Here is a 12,151-nt window from a genome sequence, read left to right as displayed (position 1 = left end):
ATACTCAGTGAGAAATACCTTGTGGCAGGAGAGCGCAATGGACAACAGGAAACTACCTGGTCGTTATGCCAGTCTCTCGGAACAGTATCCGGAGTTTGCACAAGCCGTTGAAGCTATGGGCAGCACGGCTAAGGAACTGGGTCCGCTGGGCGAGAAAACGGCACAACTGATCCAGTTGGCAGCAGCGGCAAGTATTCGCTCCGAGGGGGCGGTTCACAGCCATACCCGTCGAGCCCTGGCGGCCGGTGCCAGCCCTGCTGAAATTCACCATGCATTATTATTGCTGGTCAGTACGATAGGCTTTCCTTCTGTGATGGCTGCCCTGAGTTGGGCGGATGATATTCTTGATCCCTCCTAAAACGACCCTGCCTCCATAGGTTGACACATTGCAGGTGGCTGTCTCGAACCCACTTTGGCCTATAATGGCGCGATGACTCCCGATCGTTACCAGAAAATTGTCGATGTCCTCAATCGTCGTCAACCCGACCTGACGGTGATCACCGACCAGGTCCACAAGGGCCAAAATCTGTCAGCCATTATTCGTACCTGTGATGCCGTGGGCATTCACCGCGTACACGCGGTTTACGATAAAGGCGGATTTCGTGCCCACACGGGTACCGCGATGGGGTCCCATAAGTGGGTGAAAACGCAAGTCCACCGAGATATAGAAGACCCGATCAGCGAGCTCCAGAGCAAGGGGTTTCAGGTGCTCGCGGCGCACTTTGACGACCGTGCCGTGGATTACCGGGAGGTGGATTACACCCGGCCTACCGCCTTGTTGCTGGGTGCGGAAAAGATTGGTGTCAGTGCCGAGGCGTCAGCCATGGTTGACGGTTGTGTCATTGTTCCAATGAAGGGGATGGCTGAATCCTTCAATGTGTCGGTTGCCTGCGCCATTATTCTGGCTGAGGCCCAGCGGCAACGACAGGTCGCTGGTTTGTACGATCAGTGTCGCATTGATCAGGAAGAGTACCGCGAGGTGCTTTTCGAATGGTGTCAGCCTATCATCGCCAAATATTGCCGACAGCGAAATTTGCCCTATCCCCCTCTGGATGACACCGGCCATCTGCTCGAACCCCAGGTTTTTTCCCAGCTCACTCGGCTCGATCCAGCATTGTAGTCGCAGCCTCTTCCGGTATTTTTCCTGAAACCCGTGAGTCACAGAACGTCATGGGTTTTTGGCGATAAAGACATAGAATCCTTTCCGCTAGCCGCTATCTTTATATCAAAACAAACAGATTAAATGACACCGATAGAGGGGTGGAGAATGACCGTATACAAGGCTCCCGTTGATGAGATGAGTTTCCTGATAAACCAGGTTCTCGGCATGGACAAAATCGCTCAATTGCCGGGCTATGAAGAGGCGACCCCGGATATGGTGGATGCCATTCTTAGTGAGGCCGCCCGCTTTTTTGGTGAAGTGGTCGCGCCTACCAATCAAGCCGCTGATCAGCAGGGATCCCATCTGGATGGCACCACCGTCATTACCGCGCCGGTACTGGATGGCATTTATCAGCAATTGACCGAGTCAGGCTGGACAAGCCTGACGGGTGATGTGGAATACGGTGGTCAGGGTTTACCGATGTTGCTATCTGTTGCCGTGGATGAAATGAGCCAGTCGGCCAATATGTCCTTTGGTCTTTGTCCAATGCTCACCAAGGGGGTAGTTACCGCCCTGGATATGTACGGCAGCGATGAACAGAAAGCGCTGTATCTGCCAAAGCTGGTATCCGGCGAGTGGGCTGGCACCATGAACCTCACAGAGCCTCAAGCGGGCTCCGATCTCGCCGCAGTGCGTACCAAGGCGGTGCCCGAAGGTGATCATTACCGACTTTCCGGTCAGAAGATCTTTATTACCTGGGGCGACCACGAGTACACCGATAACATCATCCATCTGGTGCTGGCTCGTACCCCGGATGCTCCGGAAGGGGTGAAGGGTATTTCCCTGTTTGTGGTGCCGAAATTCCTAATTAATGAGGATGGCAGTCGCGGGGAACGCAATGATGTTTATTGTGTAGGGCTGGAACACAAAATGGGTATTCACGCGAGTCCTACCTGTTCTCTGTCCTTTGGCGATAACGATGGTGCTGTTGGCTATCTGGTGGGCGAAGAGAACCAGGGGCTGGTGTATATGTTCGCCATGATGAACGAAGCCCGCCTGGCAGTTGGCTTGCAAGGGGTGTCCATCAGTGAGCGCGCATACCAGCAGGCCGTGGCCTACGCCAAGGATCGGGTTCAGGGCAGTGCGCCGGGGGTGTCGAAAGCAACCATTATTCACCATCCGGACGTGCGTCGCATGCTCATGCAGATGCGTGCCTTGACAGAAGGTGCTCGCGCATTGGCCTACAGTGCACTGGCTCATGAAGATCATGCCTTCAAAGAAACAGATGAGGCAGAGAGTGCTTACCATCAGCGTCGCGTAGATCTACTCACGCCCCTGGTGAAAGGTTGGTGCACGGAGATTGGCATGGAGGTGACATCCCTCGGCGTCCAGGTGCACGGGGGTATGGGGTTTGTAGAAGAGACAGGTGCAGCCCAACATATGCGCGATGCCCGCATTCTGCCTATCTACGAAGGTACCAATGGTATCCAGTCCATGGACTTGGTGGGACGCAAAATTGCCCGCGACAAGGGTGTGGCTGCGGGTGAGTTGATGAAAGTTCTGCTGCCGGTGGTGGCCGAGGCTCGCACTGCTGGCTTGGTGGAGATGGCAGATGCACTCGAATATTCGTTGGCTGCATGCCAGCAGGCAGTGGAATCCCTGTTTGCACAGGCGACAGGTGACTGGGCAGCCCCCGGTTCTGCTGCCTACAACCTGATGATGTTGATGGGAACTACCGTGGCCGGTGCCCTGATGGCAAAGAGCGCTATTGTGGCTGTGAGCTTGAATGCCTCGGGTGAGGGTAATGGCGTGTTTAACAATAGTAAAATTACCACGACACGGTTCTTTGCGGAGCAGATCATGCCCCGCAATCAGGCCTACCTGGCTACTATTAAAGCGGGTTCGGCGTCTGTGATGGCGCTGGATATTGAGGCGTTCTAGGTTTTCTGGAATACGAATGCTATAGGGAAAAAACGCCGCAACTGCGGCGTTTTTTTATGGGTTTTCGCTGTTGAGCAATTGAATAAACGCGCGTGCGGCATTGGAAAGACTTTTTTCCCGGTGATGGATGTAGCCCAGCTGTCGTTCAATATGTATATCGGGAATACAGATAATCTGTAAGCCGTCATCCAACATACTTTCTGGCAGTAGGCTCCAGCCGAGACCGATGCTGACCATCATCTTGATGGTTTCGAGATAATTGGTGGCCATGGTGGCGGGTAGTGGAACCCTCTGCTCCTCAAACACGGTCCGGGCCATGCGTCCGGTGTAGGTGCCCAACCCGGGAAGAATGGCCGGAAATTCGCAGAGTATTTGCAGGGTTGGCTGGGGTTCAGAACACAATGCGTGATCATCGGCGACCATAAACACTAGCGGGTCCGGCCAGATGACCTGTGTTTCAACTTTTGGGTGTGGTTGCGGTGCCAAGGTAATAACGGCTACTTCAAAACGCCCCTGCAGGATGCCCTCGTAAGCCTTTTCTGAATCCATAAAGTCCACATCAATTTTCACCGACGGATGCCGCTGTGCAAATTGTTTGAGGATTGGGGGCAACCGGTGCAGGCCGATATGGTGGCTGATCGCCAAACGTAGGTGGCCACTGATGTCGCCTGACAGGTCGCTGATGGCCTGCCGGGTATCTGCAAACTCCTGAAGAATGCGGTGTGCGCGGGGCAGGAGTGCTTCTCCTGCCTCGGTCAGGGTGACGGTGCGGGCGATACGATCAAACAGCCGGCAGTCCAGAATGTCTTCCAGTAGTGCAATCCGCTTGCTGACTGCGGGTTGGGTGACATGGATGCGTTCAGCGGCCAACGAAAAAGAACCGCTATCTGCCACGGCGATAAAGGCTTCCAATAATTGCGTGTCCATGGGGGGAGGATATCAATTCCAAATAAGAATCGAAACGATGAAAAATATGAATTTGTGTTATTTGATGTGCCGATTAAAATAACACCATCAGAAATGGCTGGAATTGATAATGGCTGGAAAAACCCTTTACGACAAACTGTGGGACGCACACCTGGTGAAGCAGCGTGATGATGGTTCCGCATTGATCTACATTGATCGGCACATTTTGCACGAAGTAACCTCACCTCAGGCTTTTGAGGGGCTGCGTATCGCTGGACGTAAGCCCTGGCGTCTGGATGTGAATGTGGCGACCCCGGACCATAATATTTCCACTGATCCGGTTGAACGTGCTGCCGGTGTGGATGCTATACCCGACGAAACTTCCCGAATTCAGGTGAAAACGTTGGACGAGAACTGTGAATATTTCGGCATCCGTGAATTCAAGATGAATGAAATGGGGCAGGGCATCGTTCACGTGATGGGCCCGGAGCTGGGAGCTTCTCTTCCAGGTATGACCGTGGTCTGCGGTGATTCCCATACCGCCACCCACGGCGCCTTTGCCTGTCTGGCCCACGGTATTGGTACGTCAGAAGTGGAGCACGTGCTGGCCACCCAGTGCCTAGTGACCAAGAAGATGAAGAATATGCTGATCCGCGTAGATGGAACCCTGGGTCCCGGCGTCACCGCCAAGGACGTGGTGCTGGCCATTATCGGCAAAATCGGTACCGCTGGTGGTACAGGCTATGCCATCGAGTTTGCCGGCCAAGTATTCCGTGAAATGTCCATTGAGGGCCGCATGACGGTTTGCAATATGGCTATTGAGGCCGGTGCCCGGGTGGGCATGGTCGCCGTGGATGAGAAAACCATTGAATACTTCAAGGGCCGCCGTTTTGCACCGACAGGAGAACTGTGGGATCAGGCGGCGGCATACTGGCGAACCCTGCACAGTGACGATAATGCGGAATTCGATACCGTTGTCGAACTGGATGGCAGTGCCATCGAGCCGCAAGTGAGCTGGGGAACATCCCCGGAAATGGTTGCTCCAGTTAGTGGCACCATTCCCAGTCCCGAGAATGAGTCTGACCCAGTGAAGCGGCAGGGTATTGAAAGAGCACTGAAATACATGGGCCTCCAGGGTGGTTCCGCCATTAGTGATATCCCCGTGGATCGAGTGTTTATCGGCTCCTGCACCAATTCACGTATTGAGGACCTGCGTGCTGCGGCCGATGTGGCTCGTGGCCGCAAAGTCGCCAGTACAGTCAAGCAGGTACTGGTGGTGCCCGGTTCCCAGATGGTCAAAGCCCAAGCGGAATCTGAAGGGTTGGACAAGATATTCATTGAGGCTGGAATGGACTGGCGTGAGCCAGGCTGTTCTATGTGTCTGGCAATGAATGCAGACCGCCTGGGGGCGGGGGAGCATTGTGCCTCTACCTCCAACCGCAACTTTGAAGGTCGTCAGGGCAATGGTGGTCGTACCCATCTGGTGAGTCCTGCCATGGCTGCTGCTGCGGCGATTGCCGGTCATATTACCGACGTACGCGCGCTGGATTGAGGAGATTACCGTGAAAGCATTTACCGTACACAAAGGGCTGGTGGCGCCCATGGATCGCGCCAATGTCGACACCGATATGATCATTCCCAAGCAGTTCCTTAAGTCCATTAAGCGCAGCGGTTTCGGCCCGAATCTGTTTGATGAGCTGCGTTACCTGGATGAAGGTAGCCCCGGTCAGGATTGCACTGCGCGCCCGTTGAACCCGGATTTTCCACTCAACTGGCCTCGCTATGCTGGCGCTTCGGTGCTGCTGGCGAGGGAAAATTTCGGTTGTGGTTCCAGCCGCGAGCATGCTCCCTGGGCCCTGGATGACTACGGCTTCCGCGCCGTGATCGCTCCCAGCTTTGCCGACATTTTCTTTAATAACTGCTTTAAGAATGGGTTGCTTCCTATTGTTTTTGAAGAAAAAATAGTCGACAAGTTGTTTGAAGAGGCAGAGGCTGCTGAGGGTTATGAGCTGACTGTCGATCTGCCTCGTCAGGTGGTCGTCAAGCCGGATGGAGAAGAACTCCCCTTTGAAGTTGATGCGTTCCGCAAGCACTGCCTGCTGGAAGGTCTGGATGAAATCGGCCTGACCCTTAAGGAAGCTGATGCCATTCGCGCTTTTGAAGCGGGTCACGGTAAAGCCAACCCCTGGCTTTACCATGCCATTAAGTAGGGAATAAAAAATTATGAGTAAGCAAGTACTGATACTTAAAGGCGATCACATTGGGCCGGAAATTGTCGATGAGTCGCTCAAGGTACTACGTAAAGTGGATGAGCAGTTTGGTCTGGAGCTGGTCTTTGAAGAGGGCCTGCTGGGCGGCGCTGCCTGTGATGCTGTGGGTGAACCTTGTCCCGATGAAACTCTGGAAAAAGCCCGTCGCAGCGATGCGATTCTGATGGGTTCCGTGGGTGGACCCGAGTGGGACGGCCTGGAACGCCACCTTCGTCCGGAAAAAGGGTTGTTGAAGCTGCGCTCCGGGTTGGAATTATTCGGCAACCTGCGTCCAGCCATTCTTTACCCGCAGTTGGCTGAGGCATCGTCTCTTAAGCCCGAGATTGTTGCCGGCCTGGACATTCTGATCGTGCGTGAATTGACCGGTGGCATCTATTTTGGTGAGCCTCGGGGTATTCGCGTTCTGGAGAATGGTGAGCGCGAGGGCTATAACACCTACAAGTATTCCGAATCGGAAATTCGTCGCATAGGCAAGGTGGCTTTTGAGGCCGCCATGGTGCGGGACCGCCGGGTCTGCTCGGTTGACAAGGCCAATGTGCTGGAAGCCACCGTATTGTGGCGGGAGATCATGGAAGAGGTGGCCAAAGATTACCCCGAGGTCGAGCTGAGCCACATGTATGTGGACAACGCCGCTATGCAGCTTGTGAAAGCGCCGAAGCAATTTGATGTGATGGTCACCGGTAATATGTTTGGTGACATCCTGTCAGATGCCGCTGCCATGCTCACTGGGTCTATCGGCATGCTGCCTTCAGCGGCGCTGGACAAGAATGGCAAGGGGCTTTACGAACCCTGCCATGGCTCTGCCCCGGACATTTCCGGCCAGGGTCTCGCGAACCCGCTGGCGACGATCCTGTCAGCGGCGATGATGCTACGCTATTCCCTGAATGCACCGGATGCGGCAGTTGCCATTGAGGAGGCTGTGAGCCGGGTGCTGGATCAGGGACTGCGTACCCCGGATATCCATACAGAGGGAACCCGCAAGGTCAGTACTTCTGAAATGGGCGATGCCGTGTTGGCTGCGCTTTGATCGCAATACAAGATAGTCTTTAAACAGGTTTTTAATAGGTCAAATTTCATGAAAAAAGTAGGTTTTGTCGGTTGGCGCGGTATGGTTGGCTCTGTCTTGATGGAGCGCATGCAGCAGGAAAAGGACTTTGCAGATATCGAGCCCATCTTTTTCACTACCTCGCAGATGGGGCAGCCAGGCCCGGATGTGGGTGTTGAAGTTCCGCCGTTGCTGGATGCCAGGGATATCGCATCTCTGTCTCAAATGGACATTATTGTTACTTGTCAGGGTGGCGACTACACCAAGGCGGTTTACCCGGAATTGAGAAACTCTGGCTGGGATGGCTACTGGATAGATGCGGCTTCGGCTTTGCGTATGGCCGATGATGCTCTGATCGTGCTCGACCCGGTGAATCTCAATGTCATCAAAGATGGCATAGCCAGCGGGGTTAAAAATTATATCGGCGGTAACTGCACGGTCAGCCTGATGTTGATGGCCATGGGCGGCCTTTTTAATAAGGGGTTGGTGGAGTGGACCTCCGCTATGACCTATCAGGCGGCATCGGGTGCGGGTGCACAGAATATGCGCGAACTGATTGCCCAGATGGGAGCTATTGAAAAATCCGTGGCTGCCGAATTGGCCGACCCCGCCTCTGCGATACTGGACATCGATCGCAAGGTGGTTGCAGCCATGCGTGGTGACAGTTTCCCCACCGAGAACTTTGGCGCGCCCTTGGGTGGCAGCCTCTTGCCCTGGATTGATGTGCAGCTGGAAAGCGGCCAGAGCAAGGAAGAATGGAAAGGGCAGGCCGAGACCAACAAGATCCTTGGTCGAAGCGGTGATACGCTGATTCCCGTGGACGGTATCTGTGTGCGCATTGGCGCCATGCGCTGTCACAGCCAGGCGTTGACCGTCAAACTGACGCAGGATGTTCCCCTGGATGAAATCGAGTGCATGCTTGCTGAGTCCAACGACTGGGTAAGGGTGGTTCCCAATGACCGCGCCGTTACCCTCAAGGAGTTGACCCCCGCGGCAGTGACCGGTCATCTGCATGTGCCGATAGGTCGCTTGCGCAAGATGAACATGGGAAATCAATATCTGTCTGCTTTCACCGTGGGTGATCAACTGCTGTGGGGTGCGGCGGAACCTTTGCGGCGGATGCTGAGAATACTCCTGGAAAGCTAGCGGGCCCGATTTCCATCAAAAATGCCACTTCACGTTATGCGTAGTCGTGGCATTTTTGTGCGACTGGTCATAAATCCTTATGAAGGTCCGGTCATTTTGTTTGTTTTTAACGATACTAGCGGTTGAACAATTCTGTTGACTCATAAATACTTGCAGCAACAACCTCAGATCATGTAAATGGTTTTTTGTGTGGCGATGATGCTGACTGCAGGTCATTAGTTCACAGCAAAACAGGGAATATCGTATGAAGTTTCGTCACTTGACCTTGGCTGCCGGATTTCTCGGTGCGGTTATCACCAATCATGCGTTCGCAGTGGGGTTGGGAGAAATTACCCTTAACTCCGCCCTCAATGAGCCGCTGGATGCAGAAATTGAGCTTCTCAATATCGGTGAGTTGACCGAACTGGAAATGCTTGCAGGTCTCGGCTCACAGACGGACTTTGACTCTGCCGGTGTTGAACGACTTTTCCTTCTGACTGATTTGCGTTTTGAGGTCAATATCTCTGACAAGGGCAACCCGGTCATTCAGGTGTCATCAAAAAGGCCTATCCGTGAGCCCTATCTGGACTTCCTGGTGGAGCTGGATTGGCCGGCAGGACGCTTGTTGCGAGAGTACACACTGTTACTGGATATGCCGCTATACGCGACGGAGAAGCCTGTAGCAAAAAAGATTGAGGCTGCGAGCTCAGGCGCGCAGCCTACGGCAACATCACCTGCCGGGCCCAGTACCCCGGTACCTGCTAGTGCGACGGCCTCCCCGGCACTGGCCATTAGTGACGATGAATACCAGGTTGCCAGTGGCGACACGGTATGGGCTATAGCCTCAAAAATCCGGCCTCAGGGTGCGACCATGTCGCAAACCATGGCTGCAATCAAACAAGCAAATCCCGATGCGTTTATCGGTGGCAATATCAATCTGCTGAAAAAAGGCGCAGTACTTCGCCTTCCTGAAGGCAGTGATATTCAGGCGTTATCCGCAGCAGACAGCGCTACTGAGCTAGCGACTGTTGAATCTGCAGCTGAAGCTACACAGGCACCGGTGCTGGACGCAACCCCTTCTACTCAGAGCAGAGATGTAGACGAAACCTCCGGTGAAGGACGCCTGAAACTGGCTGCCTTGGGTGCAGACGAAGCATTATCTGCCGCAAGTGCCGGAGAAGATGCGGAGGATGGCTCGGAAGGCACCTCTGTTGGTGCAGGAGCTGATCTGGACGTTGCTCGTGAAGAGCTTGATAGAGCGACTCGTGAAAATGCGGAGCTGAGAGAACGCATTGCCATGCTCGAAGAGCAGCTTTCCACCAATGAGCGCCTGCTGGAAATTCAGGACGATTCCATGCGGGCAAGTCAGGTGGCAACGCTGGTTGAGCCTGATGGGATAGAGCCCGAGAGTGACACAGCCGAGCAGGCCACCGCTTCTGAAGCTACCGAAGAAGAAACACCTGCATCTGCTGTTGCGGCAAAAGCTGATACTGCTTCCAGTGAAGAGGTTGCTGCAGAAGCTGAGAAGAGCAAACCAGCAAAACAGGATAAAGGCTTCGATATTTCTGCGTGGATGGACTACCTGCTCTATCCCGCGATTGCTCTATTAGCGTTGCTGCTAGCTGTGTTGATGTTGTTCAGAAACCGTAAGTCGGACGACGAAACTACTGACGAGCTATCCCTGCAAACGCTGGCTAATAAAGACGAGCCGTTGGTTGCGGAAGAAATAGATGATGAGACGCAGCTCAGCGATAGCGATAAAGAGTACATTGCAGAGTTAGCTGAAGACCTTGATGAAGAAGGTCTGCAGGATCTGGAAGACATTGAAGAACTCGATGAGCTGTGGCTGGAGGATGGCGAAGGCGTCGATCCCAAAGGTGAAGCCGACATCTACATGTCACTAGGCAATTACACCCAGGCAGAGAATATTCTCAAGGGTGCCATTGAGCAGGATCCACAGGACACGGCCTTGCGCTTGAAATTGCTGGAAGTCCACGTCAATGCTAATGATCCTGATGCCTTTGCTGAACAGTACCAGCAGTTGCTGGCACTGAATGACCCTGAGGCTGAAGCCAAGGCGGTAGCTTTAAGGGCTGAGTTGATCCCCGAAACAAGCTTTGAAGAACCCGAGAACGTTTCCGAATCCCCCGAAGTGGCTGAACTTTCTGCCGTTCAGGAAGAAGAGAGTGATTTTGTAGAGCCATCCCTGGACTTCGATCTGGGCGATGTGTCACCGGATTCCATCCCTGAAGCTCTGGAAGAGCCAGCGGCAGAAGCTGAGCCAGCCGTAGCGTCGGGAGAAGAACCTAAACTGGAGATGCCGGAAGAATTTGACCTCGGAGCAGAAACACTCGAAGAAAGCCGTGAAGAGATCCTCGAGGAAGCCCCCGAAGCGCTTGAAGAAACCGCAGATTCGGACTTTGATCTCGACCTTGATCTGGAAGACGTCGACCTGGATTCACTGTCCACTGAAATCGACGAGGAGATGCTTGATGTCGATTTGGGTGAAGTGGAAGCTGAACCCGAAGCGCCTGTGGTTGCAGCTGAAGAAAGCTTTGTAGCACCAGATGTACTGGAAGAACAAACACTCGAAGAGCTGGAAGATTCTATTTTATCTGGCGCTGATGATGAGGAGAACGCCCAGAGTCTGGATGATGAGCTCAAAGCGTTTGGTGACGAAGATGAGTGCGACACCAAGCTGGTTCTGGCAGAGACTTATATGGACATGGGTGACCCTGAAAACGCTCGTGATCTGCTAAATGAAGTGATTGCAGAGGGTACTGATGAGCAGATACAAAAGGCTCGCAATCTGCTTGAAACAGTGACCTGACAATTATGACCCAGGGGAAACCCTGGGAGTATTTGCCCAACGGCCTGGTGCCTGAGGGTGAAGTACTTCCAGAAGGTGTAAAACGCATCGCTGCTGCCGTCGAATACGACGGCAGCGCTTTTTGTGGCTGGCAACGTCAGACCCATAGTCCCAGTGTTCAGTTTCATGTTGAGGCGGCGTTGACCCAGGTGGCCAACGAACGTATCACTGTGGCTTGCGCCGGCCGAACAGATACGGGTGTGCACGCGACTAACCAAGTGATTCATTTTGATACCCGGGCTGATCGTAATCCAAGAAACTGGGTGTTGGGCGTCAATGCCAATCTTCCGTTTGGTATTCGTTTGCACTGGGCAGAGGAGAGATCTCCACTGTTCCACGCCCGCTTTGCAGCCAGAGCCAGAACCTATCGCTACCTGATTGTTAACCAACCACAGCGTTCAGCGCTTTTTTACCACTGGTTGACTTGGGAAAAGCGACCACTCGATGAAGTGCAGATGCATCGTGCAGCCCAACTCTTACTGGGTGAGCGAGACTTCAGCTCATTCAGGGCCGCGGGTTGCCAGTCCAATACGCCAAACCGGAATGTCCACGCCGCAAAGGTCTGGCGTCAAGGTGACCTGGTTATTCTGGAAATTACGGCAAACGCTTTTCTACATCACATGGTCAGAAATATTGTTGGGGCACTACTTTGTGTAGGGAGAGGCGATTACGCATATACATGGCCTGGAGAGCTATTGGCTCTCTGCGATCGCACCGAGGCACCACCAACAGCCGCTCCCAATGGTTTATATCTGGTTGGTGTGAACTATCCAGATGAATTTGACGTACCAGTATTTAAGCCTGGGCCTCAGTTTATCAATCAAGAATAGGCGGGTAAGGCAATAGGCGGAATGACCCCTTTTTGCTACAATCCGCACCCTCGCTACTGGAAG

At 53.6% G+C, this 12,151-nt stretch carries 10 protein-coding genes; 9 read left to right on the top strand and 1 reads right to left on the bottom strand.

The genetic code is table 11. The features are described from left to right. Positions 1-37: 37 nt before the first annotated feature. The 3 genes from Q8A57_RS00320 to Q8A57_RS00310 all read left to right on the top strand — a co-directional run bounded on the left by Q8A57_RS00320 (position 38) and on the right by Q8A57_RS00310 (position 3,043). The gene (locus tag Q8A57_RS00320; RefSeq protein ID WP_305168926.1) at positions 38-358 is read left to right on the top strand and encodes a carboxymuconolactone decarboxylase family protein; all 321 of its coding nucleotides are present in this window, start codon (positions 38-40) and stop codon (positions 356-358) included. Between the two features lie 72 nt (positions 359-430). Next, a complete protein-coding gene (gene trmH, locus Q8A57_RS00315; RefSeq protein ID WP_305168925.1) occupies positions 431-1,120 on the top strand; it encodes a tRNA (guanosine(18)-2'-O)-methyltransferase TrmH in 690 nt (229 codons plus the stop codon). 147 nt (positions 1,121-1,267) lie between these two features. Beyond that, positions 1,268-3,043 (top strand): acyl-CoA dehydrogenase, encoded by a 1,776-nt coding sequence (locus tag Q8A57_RS00310; protein WP_305168924.1) that lies wholly within the window; start codon positions 1,268-1,270, stop codon positions 3,041-3,043. Between the two features lie 54 nt (positions 3,044-3,097). On the opposite strand, the gene Q8A57_RS00305 is transcribed toward Q8A57_RS00310, so the two are convergent. Further along, positions 3,098-3,970 carry a LysR family transcriptional regulator gene (locus tag Q8A57_RS00305; protein WP_305168923.1) on the bottom strand — a complete coding sequence of 291 codons (873 nt, stop codon included), beginning with the start codon at positions 3,968-3,970 and terminating at the stop codon, positions 3,098-3,100. A 109-nt stretch (positions 3,971-4,079) separates the two neighbouring features. Here Q8A57_RS00305 and leuC point away from each other — a divergent pair, with 109 nt between their 5' ends. From leuC to truA, 6 genes are all read left to right on the top strand, one after another. Then, positions 4,080-5,501 carry a 3-isopropylmalate dehydratase large subunit gene (gene leuC, locus Q8A57_RS00300; RefSeq protein ID WP_305168922.1) on the top strand — a complete coding sequence of 474 codons (1,422 nt, stop codon included), beginning with the start codon at positions 4,080-4,082 and terminating at the stop codon, positions 5,499-5,501. 10 nt (positions 5,502-5,511) lie between these two features. Then, positions 5,512-6,159 (top strand): 3-isopropylmalate dehydratase small subunit, encoded by a 648-nt coding sequence (leuD, locus tag Q8A57_RS00295; RefSeq protein ID WP_305168921.1) that lies wholly within the window; start codon positions 5,512-5,514, stop codon positions 6,157-6,159. A 13-nt stretch (positions 6,160-6,172) separates the two neighbouring features. Next, positions 6,173-7,246: a 3-isopropylmalate dehydrogenase gene (gene leuB, locus Q8A57_RS00290; protein WP_305168920.1), complete on the top strand. Its 1,074-nt coding sequence runs from the start codon at positions 6,173-6,175 to the stop codon at positions 7,244-7,246. 48 nt (positions 7,247-7,294) lie between these two features. After that, positions 7,295-8,410: an aspartate-semialdehyde dehydrogenase gene (gene asd, locus Q8A57_RS00285; RefSeq protein ID WP_305168919.1), complete on the top strand. Its 1,116-nt coding sequence runs from the start codon at positions 7,295-7,297 to the stop codon at positions 8,408-8,410. A 244-nt stretch (positions 8,411-8,654) separates the two neighbouring features. Then, a complete protein-coding gene (locus Q8A57_RS00280; protein ID WP_305168918.1) occupies positions 8,655-11,219 on the top strand; it encodes a FimV/HubP family polar landmark protein in 2,565 nt (854 codons plus the stop codon). 5 nt (positions 11,220-11,224) lie between these two features. Then, positions 11,225-12,088, top strand: a complete 864-nt coding sequence (gene truA, locus Q8A57_RS00275; RefSeq protein ID WP_305168917.1) for a tRNA pseudouridine(38-40) synthase TruA — start codon at positions 11,225-11,227, stop codon at positions 12,086-12,088. Positions 12,089-12,151 lie beyond the last annotated feature (63 nt).

Origin of the sequence: Porticoccus litoralis (genome assembly GCF_030676955.1) — a bacterium.
GTDB lineage: Bacteria > Pseudomonadota > Gammaproteobacteria > Pseudomonadales > Porticoccaceae > Porticoccus > Porticoccus litoralis.
The sequence above is the reverse complement of the archived record's forward strand: the minus strand, read 5'-3'. Positions and strand labels throughout refer to the sequence as shown.